This window comes from Kushneria halocnemicola (genome assembly GCF_965650455.1).
Classification (GTDB): domain Bacteria; phylum Pseudomonadota; class Gammaproteobacteria; order Pseudomonadales; family Halomonadaceae; genus Kushneria.
Window position 1 is genome coordinate 2,436,298 of sequence record NZ_OZ287968.1, and the last position, 25,267, is coordinate 2,461,564.

At 62.1% G+C, this 25,267-nt stretch carries 25 protein-coding genes and 1 tRNA gene; 16 read left to right on the plus strand and 10 right to left on the minus strand.

Features of this window, described 5'->3' with window-relative positions:
- The first annotated feature begins 95 nt into the window (after positions 1–95).
- Both ACS92L_RS11080 and ACS92L_RS11085 read left to right on the plus strand, forming a co-directional pair.
- The gene (locus ACS92L_RS11080; protein WP_438764913.1) at positions 96–851 is read left to right on the plus strand and encodes a ZinT family metal-binding protein; all 756 of its coding nucleotides are present in this window, start codon (positions 96–98) and stop codon (positions 849–851) included.
- A gap of 84 nt (positions 852–935) precedes the next feature.
- A complete protein-coding gene (locus ACS92L_RS11085) occupies positions 936–2,603 on the plus strand; it encodes a PQQ-dependent sugar dehydrogenase (protein ID WP_438764915.1) in 1,668 nt (555 codons plus the stop codon).
- A gap of 61 nt (positions 2,604–2,664) precedes the next feature.
- On the opposite strand, the gene ACS92L_RS11090 is transcribed toward ACS92L_RS11085, so the two are convergent.
- Positions 2,665–3,045, minus strand: coding sequence for a S24 family peptidase (locus tag ACS92L_RS11090; RefSeq protein ID WP_438764917.1), 381 nt, complete (start codon positions 3,043–3,045; stop codon positions 2,665–2,667).
- A gap of 246 nt (positions 3,046–3,291) precedes the next feature.
- On the opposite strand from ACS92L_RS11090, the gene ACS92L_RS11095 reads away from it, so the two are divergent.
- The 5 genes from ACS92L_RS11095 to ACS92L_RS11115 all read left to right on the plus strand — a co-directional run bounded on the left by ACS92L_RS11095 (position 3,292) and on the right by ACS92L_RS11115 (position 7,020).
- The gene (locus ACS92L_RS11095) at positions 3,292–3,744 is read left to right on the plus strand and encodes a LexA family protein (RefSeq protein ID WP_438764919.1); all 453 of its coding nucleotides are present in this window, start codon (positions 3,292–3,294) and stop codon (positions 3,742–3,744) included.
- Positions 3,741–5,036, plus strand: a complete 1,296-nt coding sequence (locus tag ACS92L_RS11100) for a Y-family DNA polymerase (RefSeq protein ID WP_438764921.1) — start codon at positions 3,741–3,743, stop codon at positions 5,034–5,036. The genes ACS92L_RS11095 and ACS92L_RS11100 overlap by 4 nt, the downstream gene beginning before the upstream one ends.
- Positions 5,033–5,290, plus strand: a complete 258-nt coding sequence (locus ACS92L_RS11105; protein WP_438764923.1) for a hypothetical protein — start codon at positions 5,033–5,035, stop codon at positions 5,288–5,290. Before ACS92L_RS11100 ends, ACS92L_RS11105 begins: the two co-directional genes overlap by 4 nt.
- Positions 5,291–5,398: 108 nt before the next feature.
- Positions 5,399–6,166, plus strand: coding sequence for a phospholipase D-like domain-containing protein (locus ACS92L_RS11110; protein WP_438764925.1), 768 nt, complete (start codon positions 5,399–5,401; stop codon positions 6,164–6,166).
- 116 nt (positions 6,167–6,282) lie between these two features.
- On the plus strand, positions 6,283–7,020 hold the full coding sequence (locus ACS92L_RS11115) for a hypothetical protein (RefSeq protein ID WP_438764927.1): 738 nt from the start codon (positions 6,283–6,285) through the stop codon (positions 7,018–7,020).
- Between the two features lie 222 nt (positions 7,021–7,242).
- Here the strand turns inward: ACS92L_RS11115 and ACS92L_RS11120 are convergent, their stop codons facing one another.
- Together ACS92L_RS11120 and ACS92L_RS11125 are read right to left on the minus strand one after the other, a co-directional pair.
- Positions 7,243–8,994, minus strand: a complete 1,752-nt coding sequence (locus ACS92L_RS11120) for an ATP-dependent nuclease (protein WP_438764929.1) — start codon at positions 8,992–8,994, stop codon at positions 7,243–7,245.
- 381 nt (positions 8,995–9,375) lie between these two features.
- Positions 9,376–9,448, minus strand: a tRNA-Thr gene (locus tag ACS92L_RS11125).
- Between the two features lie 89 nt (positions 9,449–9,537).
- On the opposite strand from ACS92L_RS11125, the gene ACS92L_RS11130 reads away from it, so the two are divergent.
- Positions 9,538–9,873 carry a YnfA family protein gene (locus ACS92L_RS11130; RefSeq protein ID WP_438764930.1) on the plus strand — a complete coding sequence of 112 codons (336 nt, stop codon included), beginning with the start codon at positions 9,538–9,540 and terminating at the stop codon, positions 9,871–9,873.
- Here ACS92L_RS11130 and ACS92L_RS11135 read toward each other — a convergent pair.
- Complete coding sequence (locus ACS92L_RS11135) at positions 9,864–10,058, minus strand: hypothetical protein (RefSeq protein ID WP_438764931.1); 195 nt, start codon at positions 10,056–10,058, stop codon at positions 9,864–9,866. The genes ACS92L_RS11130 and ACS92L_RS11135 overlap by 10 nt on opposite strands.
- Before the next feature lie 72 nt (positions 10,059–10,130).
- Between ACS92L_RS11135 and ACS92L_RS11140 the strand changes: the two genes are divergently transcribed.
- From ACS92L_RS11140 to ACS92L_RS11155, 4 genes are all read left to right on the plus strand, one after another.
- Positions 10,131–10,553, plus strand: coding sequence for a YidH family protein (locus ACS92L_RS11140; RefSeq protein WP_438764934.1), 423 nt, complete (start codon positions 10,131–10,133; stop codon positions 10,551–10,553).
- Between the two features lie 4 nt (positions 10,554–10,557).
- On the plus strand, positions 10,558–10,926 hold the full coding sequence (locus ACS92L_RS11145) for a DUF202 domain-containing protein (protein WP_438764936.1): 369 nt from the start codon (positions 10,558–10,560) through the stop codon (positions 10,924–10,926).
- Between the two features lie 92 nt (positions 10,927–11,018).
- The gene (gene hglS / locus ACS92L_RS11150) at positions 11,019–12,410 is read left to right on the plus strand and encodes a 2-oxoadipate dioxygenase/decarboxylase HglS (protein ID WP_438764938.1); all 1,392 of its coding nucleotides are present in this window, start codon (positions 11,019–11,021) and stop codon (positions 12,408–12,410) included.
- 133 nt (positions 12,411–12,543) lie between these two features.
- Positions 12,544–13,797 carry a cytochrome P450 gene (locus tag ACS92L_RS11155; protein WP_438764940.1) on the plus strand — a complete coding sequence of 418 codons (1,254 nt, stop codon included), beginning with the start codon at positions 12,544–12,546 and terminating at the stop codon, positions 13,795–13,797.
- 33 nt (positions 13,798–13,830) lie between these two features.
- Here ACS92L_RS11155 and ACS92L_RS11160 read toward each other — a convergent pair whose 3' ends face one another.
- The 4 genes from ACS92L_RS11160 to ACS92L_RS11175 form a co-directional block, all read right to left on the minus strand.
- A complete protein-coding gene (locus tag ACS92L_RS11160; protein ID WP_438764941.1) occupies positions 13,831–14,328 on the minus strand; it encodes a universal stress protein in 498 nt (165 codons plus the stop codon).
- Positions 14,329–14,486: 158 nt separating this feature from the next.
- Positions 14,487–15,122, minus strand: a complete 636-nt coding sequence (locus ACS92L_RS11165; protein WP_438764943.1) for a DUF1826 domain-containing protein — start codon at positions 15,120–15,122, stop codon at positions 14,487–14,489.
- A gap of 23 nt (positions 15,123–15,145) precedes the next feature.
- The gene (locus tag ACS92L_RS11170; protein ID WP_438764944.1) at positions 15,146–15,955 is read right to left on the minus strand and encodes a metal ABC transporter permease; all 810 of its coding nucleotides are present in this window, start codon (positions 15,953–15,955) and stop codon (positions 15,146–15,148) included.
- Entirely contained in the window at positions 15,945–16,712 is a 768-nt protein-coding gene (locus tag ACS92L_RS11175; protein ID WP_438764946.1) for an ATP-binding cassette domain-containing protein, read from the minus strand. The genes ACS92L_RS11170 and ACS92L_RS11175 overlap by 11 nt, the downstream gene beginning before the upstream one ends.
- Positions 16,713–16,826: 114 nt before the next feature.
- Here ACS92L_RS11175 and ACS92L_RS11180 point away from each other — a divergent pair, with 114 nt between their 5' ends.
- A complete protein-coding gene (locus tag ACS92L_RS11180; RefSeq protein WP_438764948.1) occupies positions 16,827–17,843 on the plus strand; it encodes a zinc ABC transporter substrate-binding protein in 1,017 nt (338 codons plus the stop codon).
- Here the strand turns inward: ACS92L_RS11180 and ACS92L_RS11185 are convergent.
- Positions 17,828–19,030, minus strand: coding sequence for a CynX/NimT family MFS transporter (locus ACS92L_RS11185; protein WP_438764949.1), 1,203 nt, complete (start codon positions 19,028–19,030; stop codon positions 17,828–17,830). The two genes, ACS92L_RS11180 and ACS92L_RS11185, sit on opposite strands and share 16 nt — an antisense overlap.
- 225 nt (positions 19,031–19,255) lie before the next feature.
- Between ACS92L_RS11185 and egtB the strand changes: the two genes are divergently transcribed.
- The 3 genes from egtB to bglX all read left to right on the plus strand — a co-directional run bounded on the left by egtB (position 19,256) and on the right by bglX (position 23,948).
- On the plus strand, positions 19,256–20,617 hold the full coding sequence (egtB, locus tag ACS92L_RS11190) for an ergothioneine biosynthesis protein EgtB (protein ID WP_438764950.1): 1,362 nt from the start codon (positions 19,256–19,258) through the stop codon (positions 20,615–20,617).
- Between the two features lie 95 nt (positions 20,618–20,712).
- Entirely contained in the window at positions 20,713–21,720 is a 1,008-nt protein-coding gene (egtD, locus tag ACS92L_RS11195) for an L-histidine N(alpha)-methyltransferase (protein ID WP_438764951.1), read from the plus strand.
- Between the two features lie 20 nt (positions 21,721–21,740).
- Positions 21,741–23,948 (plus strand): beta-glucosidase BglX, encoded by a 2,208-nt coding sequence (gene bglX, locus ACS92L_RS11200; protein ID WP_438764952.1) that lies wholly within the window; start codon positions 21,741–21,743, stop codon positions 23,946–23,948.
- Positions 23,949–24,022: 74 nt separating this feature from the next.
- Here the strand turns inward: bglX and ACS92L_RS11205 are convergent, their stop codons facing one another.
- Positions 24,023–25,186 (minus strand): fumarylacetoacetate hydrolase family protein, encoded by a 1,164-nt coding sequence (locus ACS92L_RS11205; protein ID WP_438764953.1) that lies wholly within the window; start codon positions 25,184–25,186, stop codon positions 24,023–24,025.
- Positions 25,187–25,267: the final 81 nt, after the last annotated feature.

The following is a 25,267-nucleotide window of genomic DNA, read 5'->3' on the forward strand; positions in this document are numbered from 1 at the left end:
CGGATATTTAAAGGCCACCTATCCATTACCCACTCCCTAGTGATACGTTATAACATTACAACAAATTGCTTGATCGTTACCGGGAGCCACTCAGAATGACATCTGCCTTCACCAATCACGCCGCCATCGCTGTACTGACCGTAAGCCTTTTGACAGCCGGCAGTCATCAGGCCGCTCTGGCCTCCCAGTCGCATGACCCTTCCCATGACGATAGCCATTCCCATAACCACGACCATTCCCACGACCACGGTCATGGGCACGAACACGGTCATGGGCACGAACACGGTCATGGGCACGAACATGGCCACGATCACGATGAGGAGATTCACGCCGGCCATTTTGATGATGATCAGGTCAAGGCACGTGCGCTTTCCGACTGGGAAGGCGACTGGCAGTCGGTATACCCCCTGCTGCAAAGCGGCGCGCTGGATGAAGTCTTCGCTCACAAGGCGCAGCAAGGCGACCAAAGTGCCGCGGAGTACAGGCAATACTATCGAGAAGGCTATCGCACCGATGTCGAGCGCCTCGAGATTGACGGGCAGGACGTCACCTTTCATGCCAATGGTGACGCCTACACAGGCCAATACGCCGATGATGGTTACGAGATCCTGACGTATGAGGCGGGCAACCGCGGCGTGCGCTTCGTCTTTAAAAAGGTCTCGGGTGATGATCGAGCGCCCGGGTTCATCCAGTTCAGCGATCACGACATCGCCCCCACCGATGCCGGCCACTATCACCTCTACATGGGTGATGACCGTCAGGCGCTGCTGGACAACGTGGTCAACTGGCCGACCTACTACCCCGCCAGCTTCAGCGACCGCCAGATCGTTCAGGAAATGATGGCGCATTAGGCACTCGTCCCGGGGGCTGCCAGCCAGGGCAGCCCCTGACAGGTCCGATCACCTTAAACCCGAGCTGAGGAAAGCAGGGTACGCTTGAGGCCATCAAAGGGCAGCGGCGGCCCCGCCTCTGTCACCCACCGCGGCTCAAGGGTCAACACCATGCACAACCGGCCTGCCTGGCTTACCACGACGATTCACTTCGCCATTGCCCTGCTTATCGGAACGCTTTTGGGCAGCATCGTACAGACCCAGATGAACCTGGCGGCACTGCAACAGATGGGTGTGGATATACCGGTCATGCAGCGCCTGACGACTACCCTTGGGGATCTGGTGAGGTTCGCCCCCGTCTATGCCGCGCTTTTCTCGGTCGGCTTTGTCATCTCTCAGGTCGCGGCGCTCTGGATTTCGCGACGTCTCTGGAACGGCCATCACCGCCCGGTGCTCTGTGCGCTGTCTGCCATGGCGGCGCTGTGGGCCACCTTCCATATCGTCAATCATTTCGCGCCCATGCCCACGCTGATTGCGGCCACCCGCACCGCCGCCGGCATGATCGCCATGCTGATCAGCGCCGGTATCGCCGGCGTGGTACTGGGGCTGTTGAGAGGCACCCGTCCTCAGCGCGCCCCTGCCAGGGCGGCCAACACGATGGCGGTGGTGATACTGGCAGCAGGTACGGCCGGTCTGGCGCCCACGACGGAGGCGCTGGCGCAGCCCGAGACCGCCGATTATCGGATCGACATCGTCGCCGAGGGGCTGGAACACCCCTGGTCGCTGGCCTTTTTGCCCGACGGCCGCATGCTGGTCACCGAACGCCCCGGTCGACTGCGGCTGTTGAGCGCCGAGGGCGAGACGCTCAACGCCTCGCTTGAGGGCGTGCCAGAGGTGTTTGCCTCGGGCCAGTCGGGGCTTTTCGATGTGCTGCTGTCACCGGATTTCGAGCAGGACCGGACGCTGTTTCTCGCCTATTCATGCGGCACGCAGGCGGCCAATCACACCTGCCTGAGCCGGGCGCGCCTGGGGAATGACGGCCTTGAGCAGGTCGAGGAAATATTTCGCGTTGATATGGCCAAGCGCGGCGACGCTCACTTTGGCGGGCGCCTGGCGTGGCTGTCGGATGGCACGCTGATCCTTACGCTCGGCGATGGTTTCGACTACCGCGAGCAGGCCCAGAACACCGGCAATCACATCGGCACCATCGTGCGCCTGAACGCCGATGGCAGCGTTCCGGCGGACAACCCCTTTGTGGATGACGACACCGCTCGACCCGAGATCCTGAGCTACGGCCACCGCAACGTGCAGGGCCTGGTGGTGGATAGTGACGACCGCATCATCATGCACGAGCACGGCCCCAAGGGCGGCGACGAGATCAACATCATTATCCCGGGCGGCAACTACGGCTGGCCGGTCGCCACCACCGGTCTGGATTACACCGGCGCTCGTGTAACGCCTTTTGACGAGTATCCCGGCATGCAGTCACCGCTGTATGAGTGGACGCCCTCGATCGCGCCTTCGGGCATGACCCTTTATGACGGCGCGCTGTTCCCTCAGTGGCAGGGCAACCTGCTCGTCGGCGCACTGGTGGATCGCGAAGTACGCCGCGTGACGCTCTCGGACGATGGTACTCAGGCCGAAGACGTCGAAGGGCTCTTTGGCGAACTCGATGAGCGCATCCGCGATGTCCGCACCGGCCCGGAAGGCGCGATCTATCTGCTGACCGACAACCCCGAAGGGCGCGTATTGCGGGTGATGCCGGCGGATTAATCAGCGCACTTGATCACCTGTCAGCGTGGCCGGCCGAAGCCCGGTGGCCACGCTCGACGGCTCAATACACCGCCCGCACCTGATGCGAGACCACCCCCGCCACCGCCACGTTGGTCAGATCCCCCGTCCACAGCTGCCCGTCAAGGCCTTCCAGCACGGGCAGATTGATGCGATGGGCATAACGATAGACATACAGCGCCTCATCGAGTCTTACCACCACCAGCACGCCATCACGCAGTGACAACAAGGGATCGACGACCAGCCAGTCGCCCTCCTGCCAGGGCGCGGCGGCGTCATCGTCCTGTACCACCTCCGCCAGAAAGGTGGCGTACCCGTGCGGGGCAAAAAACTGTTGCCAGCGCTCGGCGGCCGGGTTGTAAGCCAGGTCCTGCTCGCCCTTTGGCACCATGGTGGGCATGGGCATTCGATACGCCACGCGCATGCGTGATCCTCCTGAATCAAAGAAAAGTGCTGGCGTCAGTGGCCCGGCCGAATGGGCTAAAAGGGCCGCCGTGCCGTGTCTGGACCCACACAGCTGAAGTGTAGCGGGCGCTGATCATTGTTCGCTGGCGGGTACCATCTACTCTCATCGTTTGGTCGAATAACGCCCCTTCCAGGATAGAAGCACCGCCGCGTTATGCTGTATACGTATACAGTACTTCGACATTCACCAACGCAGGCAACCGGCATGCTTCATGTCACCCGAATGCGCTCGCTGGCGATCGACCCGCCGCCGCGCAGCATCCCCTGGGCCATCCATCACGTGCGCGGCGGCATCAGCGGCTTCCCCTCGCCCGCGCAGGATTACGACGCCCGACGCATCGACCTCAACGAGCAGCTGATCCCGCGGCCGACCTCGACGTTTTTGTTCACAACGGACGGCGATTCGATGCAGTGCCCGGACGGTTCGGGAATCTATGCCGGTGACCGGCTGCTGGTGGATCGCTCGATCGAGGCCGGCCACGGCGATATCGTCATCGCACTCGTGGATGGCGAGATGATCGTCAAGGAGCTGCGCTGCCGGGGCTGCCCGCCGGCGCTGCACTCCGCCAACCCGTGCTACACGCCCATCCCTCTGCGCGACGCCGACTACCAGATCTGGGGCGTGGTCACCGACATTCTGCGGCGGGTACGACGATGACGGGACCGATCGCGCTGGTCGACTGCAACAACTTCTACGCCAGCTGCGAGCGGGTGTTTCGCCCGAAGCTGCACGGCGTGCCACTCGCGGTGCTCTCCAATAACGACGGCTGCGTAATCGCCCGCTCCCAGGAGGTCAAGGCGCTCGGCATCGCCATGGGCACCCCCATGCATCACCTCCCCCGCGCGGCGTTTGATCACGGCCTGGTGCTCTGCTCCAGCAACTACGAGCTCTACGGCGACATGAGCGCCCGGGTGATGGCCACCCTGGGCGAGTTCACGCCCCGCGTTGAGCCCTACTCGATCGACGAGAGCTGGCTGGACCTTGCCGGTTTCGACCGCCCCGCCCTGTCCGCCCACTGTCAGGAGATGCGCCGGATCGTCTACAAATGGACCGGCATTCCGGTTTCGGTCGGCGTGGCCCCCACGCGCACATTGGCCAAGCTCGCCAACCGCCACGCCAAAAAGCACGGCGCCGCCCGGGACGTGTTTGTCATCGACGACGCCGACAGCCCCGACACGCTTGCCTTGCTTGCGCGCACGCCGGTCGGCGAGGTCTGGGGGATCGGCGGGCGCGTCACCTCTCGCCTGTATGAGATGGGCCTTCACACCGCGCTGGATCTCGCCCGGGCCGACCCCAAATGGATACGCCGGCGCTTCTCCGTGGTCGTCGAGCGCACGGCGCGGGAGCTGGCCGGCACCCGCTGTATCAACATGAACGACGCGCACGACAGCAAAAAGCTGATCATGACCAGCCGCTCGTTCGGGCAGATGACCGCCGATCGCCGTGAAGTGGCAGAGGCCGTACGCGCCCACGCCGCCCGCGGCGCCGAAAAGCTGCGACGCCAGCAAAGCCTTGCCTGCGCGCTGAGAGTGACGCTTCGGACCAACAAGTACCTGCCGCATCTGGCGCAGGACCACGACAGCATGACCGTGGCGCTGCCGAGCCCGACCGACAACACCTTCGAGATCGTGCGCGCCGCCCAGCGCGCCCTGCAGCGCCTCTGGAAGGACCGCGGCATTCGCTATCAAAAGTGCGGCGTCCAGCTCATGGACTTGATCGAGGCGACCGGCCAGCAGCTCGACGTGTTTCAGCCCCCGCAGCCCGCCGCTGATAGAGACAAAAGCGAGCGGCTGATGTCGGCGCTGGATCAGCTCAACGGCCAGTACGGGCGGGGCACGGTCACCGTCGGCGTCCAGCGCCAGAACGCACCGTGGCAGCTGCGCAGCAACCACCGCTCGAATCGCTGGTCGACCCGCTGGGACGAGCTGCCCACCGTGAGGCTGCAATGACCACCGCCTACCGCCCCTTCGAGACGCACAAGCAGGCGCTGACCTACGGCGCCGCCACGGCCGCAATCCTGCTGGTGCGCCGGCCGGACAACCGCGGCTGGCACGGCGCGATCGAATGGAACGACGAGCGTATCTGGATGGAGCCCATGCCGCGTAACGACCAGACCGAACGGGCATGGCTCGAGGTCGAAAGCTGGGCCATGCGCACCATCACGGTCATGGCGCAGCATCAGCCCGTGTTCAAACCGGGGTGATTGACGTTGCAAAAGAGCAGGCCGGGCACTGATTGGCCGCCAGCCTCCCTCAAACATGGCCCATCCCGACGATCACAGGTAACATGCTGATTTTTTGAGCATTTCCTGATGACGTTTTTGCATTACCAGCTGGCTATTTTTGTCTCGGTGCTGTGCCTGACACGGCTTCATCGCCGGCTGGGCATTGTCGCCGCCATCGGCTGGACGCTGTGGTCGGTGTTGACGCTTGGATGGCTGCCCGTTCTGGCCGTCCAGACCTTCACCGCCTGGATCAGCTGGTACGGCACCCGGTTTTTCCTCAAGCAGAAAGCGCGAGCCGGCAATGGGACTCGAACCGCCGACAACAAGGCGGCGCCCAGTACCAAAAAAACCGCGAATAAAAAGCATCTGGTACACGGGCGTGATCATCACAATGAACTGACCCACGCGCTCCAGGTTGCCAGAAAGGAACTGATGATCGTCTCCGGCTGGCTGTCCGACCGGGTCGTGAACGATCGGTTTTGTGAGCTGCTGGCGAGTGCGCTCAAGCGCGGCGTCAACGTCCATATTGCCTATGGCGCGAGTGACCGGGACGGACAGCACAAACTGTCGGATACGGCGCTCAGAGCATTGGGCAGTTTGAAAGAAACAGGCAAGCAGAGTCGCAAGGGCCGGCTGACCATTGTGCAGCGCGCCACGCACGAGAAGTGTCTGATTGTGGATAAGCGCTACGCCATCGTCGGCAGTTTTAACTGGCTGGCCAACGCGCACTACCGGGACAGGGAAACCAGCCTCAGGACCCGTCAGAGCCGCGTGGTGAGGGAGCTGATGACGTCGTGTAAGGGTGGTGAGACGAGGAGTACGGAGGTGTATGGGGCGGCTTCAAAGAGAGCCTAGTGCGAGCTGGACGAAAGTAGCATCGATAACGAAATTTGTTCCTATCAGTTCATTCAAAAACACTAATGGGGTATGGTTGCTTCAACCTTAAAGCAAACCAAAGTGACCCGCCACACATGAGCACAGAGAGCAGTTCTCAACAAAAAACATCAAGATTTCCATCCAAGCTTATAACTGCGATGGGCGCTTTGCTCAGTGCCTGCTGGGCCATCATCACTTATATGTTCCCAGACCCTTCCACCCTTAACTGGGGATTTATCAGCTGGGAAGGGTTTATCTATTTTTGCGCCGCTTTTTTCCTTATGAGCGCTTTTTTCATAGCCTTTACAACTCGAAAGCTGCACCGTTATATAAAAAGCGCCATCAATATCATCCTTGCTTTGGCATTAGCGCTTTCCTTCTTTGTTCTTGGCAAGGAATACGCAAAACCTTCCATGGGCTTTGCCAAACAGGACATTATTGAAAACAACACGCCAATGTTTACCGGCGCCCGCGTAGAAATGATCGATGCACTACGTGTTCGCCTGGTAAACTGCAATATTATCGCTCAGACTCCATCCTGCACGCTTGAACTCACCAGTACCAACGGCGATAGGAAAGTAGGCTTTAATTCGGACACCACCTTCTTTGAGCCCAACGGCGGGTCTCTCAACCTCGAAAAAATATTTATTGGGAACAAGGAAAGCCGCAGAACTTACGGCATAGAACTTGCCAAAGGACTTCCTACACAGGTCACTCTGGTTTTTCAGTCAACTCAGAACGATATCGATCACATTCCGTCGGTTAAGCTGGTGATGCAGGGGCTTGAAAACCGAAACCAGGTGATCAAATTTAACGACTTAAAATCTGGCTAATTGCTTATACTAAAAAGCCCGACGCATATGCACCGGGCCTTTCTAAATTGTACGGATGCCTTTGAATAGGCTAAAACCACCAACTTAAGCATTACGAAAACTATCAGAAAAGACCTCACGATGACCTTTTTTACTTAAATCAATCACACGTATTTTACAACAGTCAGTACGACTGCTTTATATATCTATCACATTACCAACATATTTATGCAAAGATTAATTCTACACCTCATAAATAGATCTAACTTTATATTTAAAATTATCAGGTATCACATATACTGCTTCACTTACTCTTAAAAGAGCTTCGTAAGGTTTACTAGAGGCTCCAGCCTGAAAACCAAGCTCTTCTTCGAAATCATTAACCAGCTCAACCGATTTACCCAAATCGCCATCAAGTTCACGCAATATATTGTTCGTCACTCTATCTGCTGCATCTTTTTGCTGTTGATTTTTTTGTGCATGATGATCTTTATCATACACAACCACATAATTTATGGAAAAATGGTTCAAAAGCTTCATATATAGATGCATTGAAGTTTTAGCAGCACAATCAATAAGCGTTACACCATGATCAAACACATCAAGCTGCCTTGCTACTAAAGGAAGAATCATTTTCTCAGTTTGCCCTTCCAACAATATCACTTTGGATGAAAAAAATAGCTCCCCACGATCAGGATTTATCCAATAGGCCAAATTGAAAAGCTTTTTCTCATCGCCAGGGAAAAGTTCACTCGAACATTGGCAAATCGACGTACCTTCATCGCTATTACTCTTCCTAACAATACCGATCGAGGAGTATCTTTCTATATCAACCAAAGAGCTTGAATGAGTACAGACAAAAACTTGAAAGTCAGTTTCAGACAGTTTCCTTAAAGTTTCTAAAAGCGCTCTTTGCGCTTGTGGGTGCAGATAAAGCTCTGGCTCTTCCAATATAAAGAAATTAGAATTAGAGGTACTTCTTGCACGATCTGAGCTTATCTTCGACGCATGATGCCTAGCAGCAATAACTTTGATCAAGGCAAAAGTTAAAGCCCTTTGTAAACCATGCCCCTTGCGGCGAATATCTGTTCTAACACCATCATCCACCCAAACTTGCGTATTAGCTTTAAAAACGTCTTCTATACTTGGAGGAGAAACTTCTAAGTTTAGCTCTGCCCCCCAACCTTGAAGTTCTCGGCCTATCTGGGACTCAAAATCTGCCAGTTCTTTAGGTCGATTCTGATTCAGCCCGCCCTCTTTATTCGTTTTATTTAATGCGCTGAACAAATCACCAATATTATCTTTTGCTTTTTTCCATTCATCATTTTCGTCTGAAATCGACTCTATTAGAAGCGAATACAGCTTACCGAATGTACTCGTATCTTTAGTAGAGAAATCAGCAGATGCCTCTCTTATAGCAGGAATAAAATAAACTTCTCCAAAAATTCCTTTAGCGACAGATTTTTGACCTAAAAAATCAGAATCCTGCAGCTCATAAGAAAACTCCACTTCATTGTTCAGACAATATTCATTTTGGGCTTTAGCGACTATATCCTTAGTTATTCGACCTTCTAATGGCAGGAAGTCATAGAAGGGTAGACCTTCAGCATCACTCCTTTTTTTATACCTACCGGCATTCTCCTCTCTTAGGCATTCTTCTACAGGGCTTGAGACATAACCTCGATACTCGAAGCTTCCTTCTTTATAAGCAGTTTTCCTAACCCTTATATTGTTGTTAACGTCTAGGTACTTTTTAAAAGTCACCTGATCTTTAACATCAAGCTCTGAAAAAAGTATTTCAACATAAAGAATTTCAGACTCGCAATTAAAATCTAACTCTTGATGCTTTATTTCTCCAAAAAAGAACAGCAAAGAAGACAGAACGTTAGATTTACCATGATTATTTTGGCCTATCAAAACAACCAAATCTTCAAAAGAAGCCTTAAGGTTTTTAATAGAGCGCCAATTGCTAATCTCTATATTTTTTATTTTCATCCCTATCCCTTATGAAAAGTCGATATCTCTATCTTGGTATCGGCTTCAATTAGAAACTAACTTTAATTATTTTTAACTTTTAGACGGCCCATCCTGATCAACCCTTCCTATAAGACAGCATTTAATAAGTTAAAATTAATATTTCGAATATACAGATGTGATTTAAGGGCGGCAACATCCTTGTACTGCAACGCATTTTCGGCCCTCAGTGATGACAATGCGTTACGCACACTTTGCCCTTGATCATCTGGAAGACGCGGTAAGGTTCAATCCGGTGGGGTCATTGAAACTTGGTTGACACGCAGTGCACCAAAAGGTGCCAGAAGAGAATCACGGCCTTTAGAAGAGGCCATAACCTGTTGATCAGGAAGGGAATGCGGGTGCCGGTAAGTGGACTCGAACCACCGACCTACGCATTACGAATGCGTTGCTCTGCCAGCTGAGCTATACCGGCGAACCCGGCCTCAATTCTAGCCATCCCTTTTTGCCTTGCCCAGCCCCTGTGTCAGAGTAGGGCGCCCTTTGTTCGTCTTCGGAGCGCCCATGGCCCCGGTTATCACTACCCTGCTCTTTATCGTCACGGCGCTGGCCGAGATCGTCGGCTGCTACCTGGTCTATCGCTGGTGGGTGCTCTCCAACAGCGCCTGGTGGCTGGTGCCGGCGGCGGTGGCACTGGCGCTGTTTGCTTGGCTTTTGACCCTGCACCCGGCCGCCAGCGGGCGCATCTATGCCGCCTACGCCGGGGTCTATCTCATTACCGCGCTGGCCTGGCTGCGCCTGGTGGATGGTCAGCCGCTGCAGGTGAGTGACTATCTGGGCGGTGCTTTGGCGCTGGCAGGCGCGCTGGTCATCATGGTGGGGTATCAGTCTCAGTCCTGATCACGCACGAACAGATGCACGCCGGCCCATACCCCGGTCGCGGCAAGGGCAAACACGATGACCGTGAGCTGCACCGGCAGCGGCCAGTGCACAAACGCCCAGTCGCGCTGCAGCACAGCGCCAAAGAGATAGCCCGCCAGCAGCATCAGCGCGCCGAGGGCGCAGCTTCTTGTAAGAAGGGTCATGCCGGTCTCCTGCTACCATGAATCATTATCGTGTGAGGCGCCCCGCGGCCCTGATCGGGTCAGGGGCGCGTCATGCCCTTATTTTACGCCACCGATCACGCAGTCTCGACCATGACCACACCCTCTCCCGGCCGCCGCCGCGCCTTCAAACCCCGCTGGCAGCGCCTGGGCCATCATCCGGACTATCGATTTTCGCTGGCCAACGAGCGCACCTTCCTGGCCTGGATTCGCACGGCGCTGGCGTTTATGGCCGGCGCCGTGGGCATCTATCAGTTCGCACCGGATATCGCCACGCCCTGGGCGCGCGAGGCCGTCGCCGTGCTGCTCTCGCTGGCCGGTGCCCTGCTCTCGCTGGCGGCCTATCGCCGCTGGGCCGGCAACGAACGCGCCATGCGCACTGATGCTGCCCTGCCCTACACGCGGCTGTTGTTGATTCTGGCGCTGTTTGTCACCGCCGTGGCACTGGTGCTCGGCCTGCTGCTGGTGTGGGGCTAGCGCCATGCTCAAGCCTGAACCGGCCCTCGATCGCGACCCCGGTCTGCAGCCCGAACGCACCGGCCTTGCCTGGTCGCGCACCGCCTTTGTGATGCTGCTGTTATCAATACTGCTGCTGCGCGGCGGGGTTGCCCATCACGAGCCGTGGCTTGCCTGGGCGGGCGTGGTCCTGCTGGTGACCACCGGGGCGACGTACGCCTGGGCGGGCGTGCGCCTGCGCGTGATCACGATCAATAGTGCTCCCGTGACCGTATCGGCCACCTGGGCCATGCGGGTGACGGCGCTGACCGTCGCGCTGGTGGGGCTGAGCCTGACGGTCAGCGTGCTCTATCACGGCGAACTGCTCGCCCACCTCCGGGCGCTTTTGCCCTGAACGATCGCCGTGACCGCCCTCACGACGCTTGAACGCCGACCGCCCTCGGGCGTTAAATCAAGACACGTTCATTGTTGCCACGGAGCACCCTCATGGCCCGGCACGTCAGTTCCGATGATATTCGCACCCGCTTTTCCAGCGCCATGTCCGACATGTACCGCGCCGAGGTGCCCCAGTACGGCACATTGTTGAAGCTGGTCGCTGACATCAACGCGCAGACGCTCTATCGCGCCCCCGGTGACAACGCCCGGGCCGGCGGCGGCAGCGAGATGGCGCGCATCGAGATCGAGCGCCACGGCGCAATCCGGCTGGGCACGGCCGGCGAGCTTCACACCATACGGCGGGTGTTCGCGGTGATGGGCATGTGCCCGGTGGGCTATTACGATCTGGCTTCGGCCGGCATGCCGGTGCACGCCACCGCCTTTCGCCCGGTGGAGGACGAGGCGCTCGCCCTCAATCCGTTTCGGGTCTTCACCTCGCTGCTGCGCCTGGAGCTGATCGAGGATGACGACCTGCGCGAGCGCGCCGCGGCCATTCTGGAGCGCCGGCAGATCTTCACCGACCGCCTGATGAGCCTGCTGGATCAATTCGATGCCGACGGCGGGCTCAGCGATGAGGACGCCACCGCCTTTGTGATCGAGGCGCTGGAGACCTTTCGCTGGCACCGCCACGCCACGGTCGATGCCGAGACCTACCACGCCTTTCATCAGGCCCACCGGCTGATCGCCGATGTGGTCTGCTTTCACGGCCCGCACATCAACCACCTCACCCCGCGCACGCTGGACATCGACGCCACCCAGCAGGCGATGCCCGAGTGGGGCATCAGCCCGAAGGCGACCATCGAGGGCCCGCCGCGGCGTGACTGCCCGATCCTTTTGCGCCAGACCAGCTTCAAGGCGCTGGAAGAGCCGATCGTCTTCCCCGCCGACGGCGGCGGCGAGACCGGCACCCATACGGCGCGCTTTGGCGAGATCGAGCAACGCGGCGCCGCCCTCACCCGGCGCGGGCGAAAGCGCTATGACGAGCTGCTGGCCGCCGCCCGCGAGGCCACTCACGGTCTGGAAGGTGCCACCCATCAGCGCGCGCTGGCGGAGGCTTTTCAGGATTTTCCCGATGACGAGGCGACCCTGCGCCGCGAGGGCCTGGCCTGGTTTGACTATCAGCCGGTGGAGGGCGCACGGATCGATGATCCCGAGGCCCTGCCCCGTGAACGTGACGCGCTGATCGAGGCGCTGATCGAACAGGGCTTGATGCAGGCGCGCCCCATCACCTACGAGGATTTTCTGCCGGTCAGCGCGGCGGGCATCTTTCAATCCAACCTGGGCGAGAGCCACGCGCAGCACTATGCCGACACCGACAGCCGCGGCGAATTTGAAGCCGCTCTTGGCGCCTCGATGCAGGATGAGTTCGCGCTCTACGAGCAACGCAGCGAGCGTTCGCTCACCGCCTGTCTCGAGGCGCTGGGGCTGTCACATCTCGTGTAACGCTCCACTCCGGGCAAAAATCGGCTTTTGTTAAAGCCCTGCCAGGCTGGCTTTCCTATGCTGAAAGCCAGCCCGGGGCGTTTGTCGATTGCCGCCCTGCTGATCGCTCAATCTGTTGCCACGGGGACACGCCATGACCGACATTCCTGCTGAACATCGCCTGGACAGCACGCTGGATCTGATGGGCGAGGGCTATCTCTATATCGGCAATCGCTGCCGGGCGCACGAAAGCCCCATCTTCAGGGCCCGCATCCTGTTTGAAAACACGCTGTGCCTGCGCGGGGCAGAGGCTGCGAAGCTTTTCTACAACACCGACACCTGCCGACGCGCCGGCGCCGCCCCCGTGCGGCTGCAGAAAACGCTCTTCGGTGTTGGCGGCGTACAGGGCCTTGATGACGCGGCGCACCGCCACCGCAAGGCGATGTTCATGGATCTGATGTCGCCAGCAGGCATCGAGGCGCTGGCAGACCGGGTTACGGCCGAGTGGCAGCGCGCGCTGGGCCGGTGGGAGACGATGGCGGAGATTCATCTGTTCAAGGAGTGTCAGTTCATTCTCTGTCGCGCCGTGTGCGACTGGGCCGGCGTGGCGCTGCCGGAGGCCGATCTTGAGCGGCGCACCCATCAGCTGGCCGCGATGATCGACGGCGCCGGTACGGTCGGGCCGCGCCACTGGCAGGCGCGCCGCAGTCGCGACGATGCCGAGAACTGGATCGGCAAGCTGGTGGAAAAGATTCGCCGCGACCCCGAAGCGCACGAAGACAGCCGGGAACAGAGCGCGCTGGTGCGCTTTGCGCTACACCGCGACGAGCACGGCGAGCTGCTGCCGATTCACACGGTCGCCGTAGAGATCATCAACGTGCTGCGCCCGACGCTGGCCGTGGCGCGCTACATGGTCTTTATCGCCCACGCGCTGCACCGCTGGCCGGCCACCCGGCCGGACGTCAACGACAAGGACGCCCTCCACCGCTTCGTGCAGGAAGTGCGCCGCTATTACCCCTTCTTCCCGGTGGCCGCCGCCCGGCTTCGCCATGACGTGCAGTGGCAGGGCCACACCCTGTCCGGCGGCACGCGGCTGCTGCTGGATCTGTACGGCACCAATCATGACCCGGCCATCTGGGCCGCGCCCGAGACCTTTGATCCCGGGCGCTTTAAACAGCGCGAGGTGGATGCCTGGCAGCTGATCCCGCAGGGCGGCGGGGATCATCACATCAATCACCGCTGCCCCGGCGAGTGGATCACCCTGCGCCTGATGGAAGAGACGATCCGGCAGCTGGACGCCATGCACTGGACGGTGCCCGAGCAGAACCTCGAGATCGATTTAAGCGAGATCCCGGCCCTGCCCGACAGCGGCATGATCCTGCGCGAGGTGCGCCCGCACCGCGAATGATCTGCCGCCCCCGCCGGGCGCTGTGTTCCCGGGCTATAGTCCGGCGTAGGGGTTGTCGGCGGCCTGGGCCGTCGGCACGGGCGAGTCATCATCGTGCACGCTGATGACCATGCAGCTGGCGATATGGCTGACCTTGTGGGAGACGCTGCCCATGAGCATGCCGCTCCAGGTGCCCAGCCCCCGGCTGCCGATCACGATGACCTGCACATCCAGCGCCTCGGCCTGATGCGCGATGACCCGCGCCGGGTCGCCATGGCGGCCGTGGGTTTCGATTCGCCCGTCAAAACAGGTCCTCAGATGGGCCTGCGACTGCTCGAGGATGTCCTGAATCTCCTTCTCGGCGGCCTCCGGTGAGGACGCCTGGATGGCCTCCTGCATACTGAGCAACCCGCCGTGATGAATGTGCGGCACCAGCTCGCGCACGTGCAAAAGATGCAGGGTGGCGTTGGGGCCGGCCAGCTTCGCGGCAATGCTGATGGCCTTGAGGGCGTGAACCGAGCCATCCACGGGGACCAGCAGGGAAGTGAACATGGCGCATCCTCCAGTGGCAGCGATGGCGTCAAAATGCGCCATCGGACCCGACCAGCATCGCGCGTCGCCGACCGGCTCTGCTTGATCGTGGTCAATTCCGCCGCCGATGGCGCCTGGTCTTTGGTCCTGTGTTGGATCTGCCTGTGTGGTATCGGCGCTCAGAGCGGGTCGATGCTCATCATCAGCCGTCGCGCCCCCGGTGCCAGCGCCGGGCTTCGATGCACCAGCCCGCCGCGGCCGTCACCGCGCCAGCCGCTGCCCTTGATCAGCGCCACATCGCCGGTGCCCAGCTGCTCGATGGCGCTTGCGTCCACCACGGTCTCGGGCTTGTCCGGTGACGGCGCGCCCAGTCCGCGCCGGTCCAGCGCGTGCTCGGGCAGCCATTCACTGCCCGGGCCCTGCCAGCTGGTCACCAGCCGTACGGTCACGTTGTCGCAGTGAAAGCGCGGGCACATGGTCTCTTCCAGAAGCCTCAGCTTGATGCGCAGGCTATCCGCCGCCAGCAGCAAGGCCATCAGCCGGGCCAGCATCATCACGTCATCGATCAGCGCCCCGGCGTGGTCGGGCGCCGGCAGCTGGCCCCGCAGCGCGGCTTCAAGCGCGGCGCCCGGGGCGCCCTCAAACGCGAGGCTCCAGCCGCGCGCGGTCTGACACTGCGCGTGAACGCTTGCCACCAGCGCATCCGGCAGCACGCGCGGGGCGATCGCGATATCGCGGGCCGGGTCGAAAACGGCGTCCAGCGCGCGGGCCATCGACAGCTCGGCGTGTGTTTCAGGGGCGGTGGACAGGGTCATGGCGGTCTCTCCGGTCAGGATGATCAAGCGTGGCGCTGGCCCAGGCGGCGATGGATCAGCCCCGCCAGCGTCATGAGGACAAAACACACGGCGGCCAGGCTGACCATGCTCGGCCCGGCCGGCGTATCCAGCCGCCAGGCGATCATGAGACCGCCGTTGGCGGCGACGATGGCAATCACCGCGGCCAGTATCGCCATGCCCTCCGGCGTGCGGCTAAAGGGCCGCGCGGCGGCCGCCGGGATGATCAAAAACGCCGCGATCAGCAGCACCCCGACCACCTTGAGCGCCACGGCCACCACCACGGCCAGCGACAGGGTCAACAGCAGCTGCTCGCGACGCGGATTAACGCCGCTGGCCCGGGCCAGATCCGGGTTGAGCGTTGCGATCAGAAGACCCGACCAGCGCAGGGCGATGATCGCGATGACCAGCGCCGCCCCGCCCCAGATCAGGGCCAGATCGCGCCGGCCGACGGCGAGAATGTCGCCGATCAGATAGCTCATCAGATCCAGCCGGGCCACCTGCACCATTGATACCGCCACCAGCCCGAAGGCCAGTGCCGCGTGCGCCATTACCCCCAACAGGGTGTCCATGGTGTAGCCCCGGTCGCTGAGCAGCGATACGCAAAGCGCCATGAACAGCGCCACCACCAGTACGCAGGCCAGAAGCGAGACCGACAGCACCAGCGACAGCGCCACGCCCAGCATGGCGGCGTGGGCGGTGGCGTCACCGAAATAGGCCATGCGCCGCCACACCACGAAACAGCCCAGCGGCGCCGAGGCCAGCGCCACGCCGATGCCGGCAAGGGCCGCGCGCATCATGAAATCATCCAGCATGGCGACAGACCCTCTGCTCTCGCGGGGTAGTTGGGGCGTCGCGCGCCGGCTCGGCGTGACCCGACTCGTTATGACGATAAAACGCCACCGCATCACGCTCCTCGATGCCAAACAGCGACTGCCAGGCCGGCGAGGTCGCCACGCTCTCCGGGCGCCCCTGACAGCAGATGGTGGTGTTGAGACAGATCACCCGGTCCGAGGCCTTCATGACGACATGCAGCTCGTGGCTGACCATTAGCACCGCGCAGCCCAGTTCGGTACGCACCCGGTCGATGTGGCGATAGAACTCGGCCGTGGCGCGGTGATCCAGCCCCTGGTTGGCCTCATCGAGTACCAAAAGCGCCGGGCGTTCCAGCAGCGCCCGGGCCAGCAGCACCTTCTGCAGCTGCCCGCCGGACAGCGCCGAAAGCTGACGCCCGGCCAGCTCACCGGCGCCGGCATGGGTCAGCGCCGTTTCGATCTCGCCGCGGCCTCTTCGATGCGGCAGTGCCATGAACCGGGCCACCGTCATGGACAGGGTCGAATCGATCTGAAGGCGCTGCGGCACGTAGCCGATGCGCAGGGGCTCGTCTCGCGTGACCCGCCCACGGGAGGGGTTGAGCGCGCCGATGATGATGCGCAGCAGGGTGGATTTCCCCGAGCCGTTGGGGCCCACGATGGTCACGATCTCGCCCCTGGCGAGCACAAGGCTCACGTCATCGAGGATGACGTTGCCGTTTCGGACCACACCGATCTCTTCAAGCGTTAACAGGGACATGCTTCTTCCTGGCGGTGACGAAGGAGCGGCGCTTGTCAGGCCATGCGCCGGCCGTTAATGTGTAACGTTATAACATAACATTTAACCCCGACTCACCCCCTGTTGAGGCACTTCATGAAACACCCTTGTCGCTGGCTGCTGCCGCTGCTGTTTGCCCCCTCGCTGGCGCTGGCCGATGTGCCGCGCGTGGCGGTGGATATCGCCCCCGTTCATTCGCTGGCCGCCCAGGTCATGGGCGATCTGGGCACGGTTGATATGGTCATGCCGCCCGGCGCCTCGCCCCACGGCTACTCGATGCGGCCTTCGGAGGCTTCGACGCTGGACAGCGCCGATGTGGTGTTCTGGATCGGCCCGGCGCTCACACCCTGGCTGGCCGATTCGATCCAGACGCTGGCCGGTGGTGCCGACGCGGTCGCGCTGCTCGACGCCGCCGGCACGACCCAGCTGGATTACCGCGAAGGCGCCACCTTCGAGGCGCACGGTCACGGCCATGACGACGGACACGATCATGCCAACAATGGCGGCCACGGCCATGACGATGGCCATGACCACGGCGGTGGCCATTCTCACGACGATGACCACGGCCACACCGGCCTGAATCCGCACGCCTGGCTTGATCCTGAAAACGCCCGGGCGTGGCTGGCCGTCATGGCACAAACGCTGGCCGGGGCCGACCCGGCGCACGCCGAGACCTATCATCACAACGCTCGAGACGCGCAGCAACGCCTCGACGGGCTGATCGCCGACACCGAGCAGCGCCTGGCAGACGACCACGACACCCGCTTCATCGTCTTCCACGATGCCTATCAGTACTTCGAGGAACGCTTTAACGTTCACGCTGCCGGCGCCATCTCGATCGGTGACGCCTCAAGCCCGGGACCGGAGCGAATCCGCGAGCTGCAGGATCGGGTCGAGTCGCTGAACGTTCAGTGCGTCTTCTCCGAACCGCAGTACAACCCGCGCATGATCGACAGCATTTTCGGCGACATGCCCATCAACACCTCGATCGTGCTCGACCCGCTGGGTGCCGGCATCGAGCCCGGCCCCGAGCTGTATGGCGAGCTCATTACTCACATCGTCACCAGCATCGAGGCGTGCGCCGAGAGCACCCGCGCTCAACCGGCGGGCTGACCCTGGTCGCGCAGCGTCACCATCCGCGGCCGGCCAATCAGAAGGCCGGTCACGGTCTGAACGCCCAGCAGCACCAGCAAAAGCCCCAGCGACACGCCCCAGCCGCCGGTCACCCCCTTGAGCGCGCCAAACAGCAGCGGCCCGCTGGCGGCCAGCAGATAGCCCACGCTCTGTGACATGCCCGAGAGCATCGCGGCGTGCTGCGACTGGCGCGTGCGCAAAACGATCATGGTCAGCGCAAAGCTGAAACAGCCGCCCTGCCCGGCGCCCAGCAGGATGGCCCACAGCGCGGGAGACAGCGTCGGCGCCAGCAGGATGCCTGCAAGGCCGGTGGCGATCAGCAGACACAGTCCCAGCACCAGCAGGCTGTGATGGGGCAGGCGCGCCGCGATGCGGGCGATCACGTAGCTGGCCGGGATGCTCACCAGGTTGAGCAGCGACACCATGTTGCCGGCCATGGTGGTCGACACGCCCGCACTGATGGCCACCGACGGCATCCAGGTCTGGAGGGTGTAAAAGCCCAGCGACTGCATCCCCATGAAGATCGTCAGCGCCCAGGCGACCGGACTTTTAAACAGCGCCGTCATGCGCACCGGCCCACCGGCCTGGGGCTGCGCAGCACGTCGAAAGGCTCGCCACAGCCAATACAGCGCCGCGATCACGGCAAGTCCCGCCCACAGCCGCACCGGCGTCGACCAGTGCCCGGTCGCCTGCAACAGCGGCACCGCCGTGCCCGCCGCCAGCGTCGCGCCGATACCCATCACCACCGTATAGAGCCCCATGGTCTGGCCCAGCCGTTCGGGGCGGTCGCGCTTGACCAGACTCGGCATGAAGACGTTACCAAAGGCGATGCCAAGGCCCGCAAAGAGCGTACCGAGGAGCATGACGGGGAAGTGTTCGATCCCGCGCAGCACGCTGCCCAGCGCCACCGCGACCAGCGCCAGCGCAATGGCCCGATCCAGCCCCAGCCGGCCGGCCAGTGCGGGGGCAAACGGCGAAAGCAGCCCGAAGCAGAGAATCATGCCGGTGGTCAAAAGACTCGCTGACCCGGCACCGATGTGCACGGACGCCATGATCGGCTCCAGCACCGGGCCGATGACCACGATGGGCGCGCGCAGATTGATCGCGGCCAGGCCAAAGGCCAGCAGCCACAAAAGGGAAACGGACGGACGAGGCGTGCGAAACATGAGCGCTTGAACACCGGCAGAGAGAATCACGAAAGGCGCAGTCTAGCACCGTGTGACGCGCTTACGGCGCCGCCGGCCCTTACCCACCGTCACAAATTTCCGGCCACCGGACCGGGCATGCCGGAAAGGCCTTGCTACGCTGAAGACAAGCATGCACTCCGCGCCTGCATCAGCGCCGGGTGACCACCTCGACAACCGTTGATGCGATCTCTGTGAGGCCCCATCATGACCCAGACGACCCGAACACCGATCGACAACGCCGAAAGCGCCCACGCGCGCGAATGGCTGCATCGCTTTCAGCGCGTACGAAGCGCCAGCGAGACCCTGTGTGCGCCGCTCGAGACCGAGGACTACATGGTCCAGAGCATGGCGGACGTCAGCCCGCCCAAGTGGCATCTGGCCCATGTCAGCTGGTTTTTCGAAGCCTTTATCCTTGGCCCCTATCTCAAGGATTACCAGACGCCCGACCCGGCGTATGACTTCCTTTTCAACTCCTACTACGAGACCCACGGCAAGCCGTTCCCACGCCATCTGCGCGGCACGATCTCGCGGCCGACGGTGGCACAGGTCTATCAGTTCCGCGCCCACATCGACCACGAGATGGCACGGCTTCTGAGCGCGCCGCCGTCCGAGCAGCTCGACGAGATCATCGACCGCCTCGAAATCGGGCTGCATCACGAGCAGCAGCACCAGGAGCTGCTGGTGATGGACATCAAGCACATCCTCTCCTGCAACCCGCTGCACCCGGTCTATCGCGACGACATCCGAAAGCGGCTGCTGGACCATGCCGAGCAGGCGCCGGCGGCCCGGACTCTCACCGACAATGCACCGCGCTGGCACCGCTATGCCGCGGGCGTGCGCCAGATCGGGGTGGATTATCCCACCCAGCCTGCACGCGAACACGACGGCGACGGCTTTGTGTTTGACAGCGAAACGCCGCGCCACCGCCAGTATGTGGCCGAGTTCGAACTGGCCGACCGCCCAGTGACCAACGCCGAGTTCATCAGATTTATCGAGGACGGCGGCTACTCGCGCACCGAGCTGTGGCTCTCGGACGGCTGGCATCTACTCCACAAGACCGGCTGGCAGGCACCCGAGTACTGGGAAAAGGTCGACGGCCGCTGGCACACCATGAGCCTGGGTGGGCTGGTCCCGGTCGATCCGAATGCGCCGGTGTGTCACATCAGCTTCTATGAAGCCGATGCCTACGCCCGCTGGGCCGGGGCGCGCCTGCCCACGGAAGCCGAGTGGGAGACCGCCGCGGAGGATCAGCCCATCGGGGGCAACTTCGTGGAAGCCGACCTGCTTCAACCGGCAGCGCAGGATCAGAGTGACCACGCTGGCCCGCAGCAGCTCTACGGTGACGTCTGGGAGTGGACCGGCAGCGCCTTTCTGCCCTATCCGGGCTTTACGCCGCTGGAAGGCAGTCTTGGCGAGTACAACGGCAAGTTCATGTCCGGCCAGATGGTGCTGCGCGGGGGCTGTTGCGCCACGCCCGGCGACCATATCCGGGCCAGCTATCGCAACTTCTTCCCGCCCCAGGCCCGCTGGGCCTTCTCCGGCATCCGTCTGGCGCGCGATGTCTGACCCCATACGGGCCGCCCTCTGAAGGGCGGCCCGATCTGGATTCCCTGATCACTGGAATTCCTGAAACTGGAACTCCTGAAAAAGGACCGGCCGTCATGTCACAGGCACTTTCCACTGCGTTGTCTTCTCCGAGCAACCGTCACCGGGTGCAGTTTCACGACCAGCTCACCGAAGATGGCGGCGAGCAGAGCCTGCTGGAGGCGCTCACGGTCGGGCTGACCGATTCGCCGCGCTGGATCTCGCCCAAGCACTTTTATGATCACCGCGGTTCCGAGCTGTTCGACCGCATCTGTCAGCAGCCGGAGTACTACCCCACCCGCACCGAGGAGAGCATCCTCGAGCAGTCGGTGGAGGCCATCGCCGAGCGCGTGGGCGGGGATATCGACCTGATCGAACTGGGCAGCGGCGCCTCCCACAAGATCCGGCTGCTGCTTGATGCCCTGCGCCCGCACCACTATGTGGGTGTGGATATCTCACGCGATTTCCTGCTGGAAAGCACTCGACGGCTGGCCGATGACTACCCCTGGCTGGCGGTCCACGCCCTGTGCGCCGATTTCACCGCGCCGTTCACCCTGCCCGGGCTCGAAGGCGACGCCCGCCCGGTGGTGTTCTTTCCCGGTTCCTCGATCGGCAACTTCACACCCCGGGAGGCCGGCGAGCTGCTTACGCGCGTGCATGACCAGCTGCCGCCCGGCGGCGGGCTTTTGATCGGGGTGGATCGCATCAAGGACCGTGACCGGCTGGAGGCTGCCTACAACGACGCCGCGGGCGTGACGCGCGAGTTCAATCTCAATTTGATCCATCGCCTGCGCGATGAGTTGGGCGCCGGCGTGTCGCCCGAGGACTTCGAGCATCTGGCCTTTTACAACGAGGCCGCCTCGCGCATCGAGATGCATCTCATCAGCCAGCGCGATCAGAGTTTCAGCCTGGACGACCAGATCATCACCCTGGCGGCCGGAGAGCACATCCACACCGAAAACTCGTGGAAGTACAGTCGCGAAGGTTTTGAAAAACTGGCAGGCCATGCCGGATTTACCCTGCGCGATCACTGGTGTGACGACGCGCAGCTCTTTGACGTGCACTACTTCGAACGTCCGGCCTGAAGGGGGAAGAAATGTCGTTGATGTTGTCAGACCGGAAAGCGGGTCTGCCCTTCGGGGTAGATCGTGAGCGTGATCAGGCGCTGTGTGAGCAGGTCGAGGCGCTGCTTTCGCAGATGACGCTGGAAGAGAAGATCGGCCAGATGAACCAGGTGGCCGGCAGCCGCGATACCACCGGGGCGCCGGCCAATACCGACATCGAGGCGGATGTGCGCGCCGGCCGGGTCGGATCGGTATTTAACGCCTTCGGGGTCGAATTCACCCGCGAGCTGCAACAACAGACGATCGAGCACTCGCGCCTGGGCATTCCGCTGCTGTTTGGCTACGACATCATCCACGGCTTTCGCACTATCTTCCCGATCCCACTGGGTCAGGCCGCCAGCTGGCACCTGGAAGGGATTGAGCGGGCCGCGCGCATCATGGCCGAGGAAGGCGCCGCCGCCGGGGTGCACTGGACGTTTGCCCCGATGGTGGATATCTCCCGCGACCCGCGCTGGGGCCGGGTGATGGAAGGCGCCGGAGAAGACGTGCTGCTGACCTCGCGGATCGCCCGTGCTCAGGTGCGCGGCATTCAGGGCGCTGATCCGGGTGCTACCGACACCCTGGCCGCCTGCGTCAAGCACTACGCCGCCTACGGGGCGGCGGAAGCCGGGCGCGAGTACAACACCGTCGACATGTCCGAGTGGCGCCTGCGCGAACACTACCTGCCGCCCTTTCTGGCCGCACTGGATGAAGGCTGTGCCAGCGTGATGACGGCGTTCAATACCCTCAACGCCATCCCGGCGACCTGCCACCCGCTGCTGCTCGATCAGATTCTGCGTCGGGAGTGGGGCTTTAAAGGCATGGTGGTCACCGACTACACCGCCGTGATGGAGCTTGAATGCCACGGCGTGGCCGAAGACGCCAGTGAGGCCACGCGCAAGTCGGTCAACGCCGGCGTCGATATGGACATGCAGTCCGGCTACTTCGTGGAGACGCTGAGTGAACTGGTCCAGGGCGGTCAGGTGGATGAAGCGCGCATCGACGAGGCGGTGCGCCGCATTCTGTGGCTCAAGGCCGCGCTGGGCCTGCTGGATGACCCGTATCGCTACGCCGATACCGAGCGCGAGGCGCAGTGCCTGCTCAGCGAGCCCCACCGCCGCGCCGCCCGCGAACAGGCAGCGGAATCGATGGTGCTGCTGAAAAACGACGGGCACGTGCTGCCGCTGATGGATCAGTGTCAGAAAGTGGCGCTGATCGGCCCGCTGGGCAACACTCAGCGCCTGCTGGGCTCCTGGCGTGGCAACGGCGATCACGACGACACCGTGACGCTGCGCGAGGGCATCGCCAACCGGCTGGGGGAAGACGCGGTCATCCTCTGCGCCCAGGGCGCCTCCAACCAGATTGGGGATACCGACACCGCCGGTATCGAGGACGCGCTGGAAGTGGTGCGTCAGGCCGACGTCGTGGTGCTGGCACTCGGTGAGGATGAGGATTATGCGGATGAAGCCGCCAGCCGCGCCGATATCGGCCTGCCAGGCGCGCAGCTCGAACTGGCCCGCCGCGTGCTGGCGGAAGCCGGCGACACGCCCGTGGCCACGGTGCTGTTCAACGGCCGCCCCATGGACCTGACCGAGCTGGATGCCATGGCCCCGGCGCTGCTGGAGGCCTGGTGGCCGGGCACCGAGGCCGGCAACGCCGTCGCCGACGTATTGTTTGGTGACGTCAACCCGTCCGGGCGACTGCCGATGAGCTTTCCGGTCAGCGTCGGCCAGGTGCCGATCTACTACAACGCCTTCAACACCGGCCGGCCCAAAGGGGTCGATCCCAAATACGCCTCGCAGTATCTGGACATTCCCAACGCCCCCCTCTACCCCTTCGGCTTTGGCCTGTCCTACACCACGTTCGACTACGGCCCGATCGAGATGGCGTGCACGGAGATCGCTTCGGAGGACACGCTCGAGGTGCGTCTCACCGTCACCAACACCGGCGAACGCGCGGGCATCGAGGTGGTCCAGCTCTACCTGCAGGACGTGAGTGCCAGCGTCGTGCGCCCGATCCGCGAGCTCAAGGACTTCCAGCGCCTGTCGCTTGCGCCGGGCGACAGCGAGTGCGTGACTTTCCAGATCACGCCCGACATGCGCCACTTCCTGAACGCCGAGCTGGACAGCGTGCAGGAACCAGGGCTGTTCCGGGTGCAGATCGGCCACTGCTCGGAAAGCGGTGAGGAGATCGAGTTTCGGGTGGTCTGACGATTTCTCGGCATCGAAAAGACCGCCCGGCGATAGCGTCGGGCGGCCTTTTTATGGGCAGGCGCAGTGCGGGATCAGCGGTTCAGATAGCGCATCAGTGCACCGATACCAAACTGCCACGGCGCGATGGCGTGGCTGCGGTCAACCCGATTGATCAGGGTGCCCAGCGCCGGGGTATGGATGCTGACCCGGTCGCCCACGTGGTGGGTAAAGCCCTGTCCGGGAGCGTCGCGGTCCTCCCCGGGGGAGAACATGGTGCCCAGAAACAGCATGAAGCCGTCCGGGTACTGGTGGTGGCGTCCGCAGGTCTGCTTGACCAGATCAAGCGGGTCACGGCTGATCTCACGCATGTCGCTGCGCCCTTCCAGCACGAAACCGTCATCGCCGCCTTCGATACGCATGATGACCTGCGCCTGGCGGATCGTGTCCATGGTGAAGTCGTCATCAAACAGGCGAATGAACGGGCCGATGGCACAGGCGCCGTTGTTGTCCTTGGCCTTGCCCAGCAGCAGCGCGCTGCGCCCTTCGATATCACGCAGATTCACATCGTTGCCCAGCGCCGCCCCGCGCGGCGTCCCCTGCCCGTCCATGGCCAGCACCACCTCGGGCTCCGGGTTGTTCCAGCTCGAGGCGGCATGAAGGCCCACATTGGCGCCAAAGCCGACTGATGACAGGGGCGCGGCCTTGCTGAACACCTCGGCGTCCACCCCGATGCCCACTTCCAGATAGGGCGACCACTGCCCGCGTGCCATCAGCTCTTCGCGCAGCGTCATGGCGGCCTCGGAGCCGGGCACGATTTTTGACAGATCCTGACCGATCAGCTCGCGCAGCCGGGCGCGGATGGCGCCGGCTTTTGAGGCATCGCCGGCGGCCTGCTCCTCGATGACCCGCTCCAGCAGGCTGACGGCGAAGGTCACGCCGCAGGCCTTGACCACCTGCAGATCACAGGGGGCCAGCAGCCGGTTGCCGTGCTCATCGGGGGTAGTGGCGCTCTCTGCCAGCGACTGCACAAGCCAGGGTTTGACCGCCCCCAGCGATATGCCGCCGGCCCCACGGGCCAGTGCCAGCCGATCGTCGCGGTCCAGCAGCGCACTCATGGTGCCCACGTGCGCGGTGATATCGACAAGCTCGCCACCGCGCAGGGCCACTATTCGCGGGCCGTCGCCGCGCCAGACGCGCCCGACCAGGGTGGCATCCGGGTCGTCGGGCAGACACCGTGAGAGTTCAATATCGCGCATGACGCATCTCCTTTTGCAGATCAATGGCTGTCGATCAAGGCCGGTGGATAAATCGATCAAGGAAACCGCGCGGGAGTCGCC

Excerpts from the sequence above, each read along its gene's own strand:
- ACS92L_RS11080 (WP_438764913.1), top strand. The coding sequence starts at position 96 with ATGACATCTGCCTTCACCAATCACGCCGCCATCGCTGTACTGACCGTA.
- egtB (WP_438764950.1), top strand. The coding sequence starts at position 19,256 with ATGACCCAGACGACCCGAACACCGATCGACAACGCCGAAAGCGCCCAC.
- ACS92L_RS11090 (WP_438764917.1), bottom strand. The coding sequence starts at position 3,045 with ATGCGCGTGGCGTATCGAATGCCCATGCCCACCATGGTGCCAAAGGGC.
- ACS92L_RS11140 (WP_438764934.1), top strand. The coding sequence starts at position 10,131 with ATGCCCTTATTTTACGCCACCGATCACGCAGTCTCGACCATGACCACA.
- ACS92L_RS11110 (WP_438764925.1), top strand. The coding sequence starts at position 5,399 with ATGACGTTTTTGCATTACCAGCTGGCTATTTTTGTCTCGGTGCTGTGC.
- ACS92L_RS11095 (WP_438764919.1), top strand. The coding sequence starts at position 3,292 with ATGCTTCATGTCACCCGAATGCGCTCGCTGGCGATCGACCCGCCGCCG.
- ACS92L_RS11100 (WP_438764921.1), top strand. The coding sequence starts at position 3,741 with ATGACGGGACCGATCGCGCTGGTCGACTGCAACAACTTCTACGCCAGC.
- ACS92L_RS11165 (WP_438764943.1), bottom strand. The coding sequence starts at position 15,122 with ATGACCCTGTCCACCGCCCCTGAAACACACGCCGAGCTGTCGATGGCC.
- egtD (WP_438764951.1), top strand. The coding sequence starts at position 20,713 with ATGTCACAGGCACTTTCCACTGCGTTGTCTTCTCCGAGCAACCGTCAC.
- ACS92L_RS11135 (WP_438764931.1), bottom strand. The coding sequence starts at position 10,058 with ATGACCCTTCTTACAAGAAGCTGCGCCCTCGGCGCGCTGATGCTGCTG.
- ACS92L_RS11175 (WP_438764946.1), bottom strand. The coding sequence starts at position 16,712 with ATGTCCCTGTTAACGCTTGAAGAGATCGGTGTGGTCCGAAACGGCAAC.
- ACS92L_RS11160 (WP_438764941.1), bottom strand. The coding sequence starts at position 14,328 with ATGTTCACTTCCCTGCTGGTCCCCGTGGATGGCTCGGTTCACGCCCTC.
- ACS92L_RS11130 (WP_438764930.1), top strand. The coding sequence starts at position 9,538 with ATGGCCCCGGTTATCACTACCCTGCTCTTTATCGTCACGGCGCTGGCC.
- ACS92L_RS11170 (WP_438764944.1), bottom strand. The coding sequence starts at position 15,955 with ATGCTGGATGATTTCATGATGCGCGCGGCCCTTGCCGGCATCGGCGTG.
- ACS92L_RS11105 (WP_438764923.1), top strand. The coding sequence starts at position 5,033 with ATGACCACCGCCTACCGCCCCTTCGAGACGCACAAGCAGGCGCTGACC.
- hglS (WP_438764938.1), top strand. The coding sequence starts at position 11,019 with ATGGCCCGGCACGTCAGTTCCGATGATATTCGCACCCGCTTTTCCAGC.
- ACS92L_RS11180 (WP_438764948.1), top strand. The coding sequence starts at position 16,827 with ATGAAACACCCTTGTCGCTGGCTGCTGCCGCTGCTGTTTGCCCCCTCG.
- ACS92L_RS11185 (WP_438764949.1), bottom strand. The coding sequence starts at position 19,030 with ATGTTTCGCACGCCTCGTCCGTCCGTTTCCCTTTTGTGGCTGCTGGCC.
- ACS92L_RS11205 (WP_438764953.1), bottom strand. The coding sequence starts at position 25,186 with ATGCGCGATATTGAACTCTCACGGTGTCTGCCCGACGACCCGGATGCC.
- ACS92L_RS11155 (WP_438764940.1), top strand. The coding sequence starts at position 12,544 with ATGACCGACATTCCTGCTGAACATCGCCTGGACAGCACGCTGGATCTG.
- ACS92L_RS11115 (WP_438764927.1), top strand. The coding sequence starts at position 6,283 with ATGAGCACAGAGAGCAGTTCTCAACAAAAAACATCAAGATTTCCATCC.
- ACS92L_RS11120 (WP_438764929.1), bottom strand. The coding sequence starts at position 8,994 with ATGAAAATAAAAAATATAGAGATTAGCAATTGGCGCTCTATTAAAAAC.
- ACS92L_RS11145 (WP_438764936.1), top strand. The coding sequence starts at position 10,558 with ATGCTCAAGCCTGAACCGGCCCTCGATCGCGACCCCGGTCTGCAGCCC.
- bglX (WP_438764952.1), top strand. The coding sequence starts at position 21,741 with ATGTTGTCAGACCGGAAAGCGGGTCTGCCCTTCGGGGTAGATCGTGAG.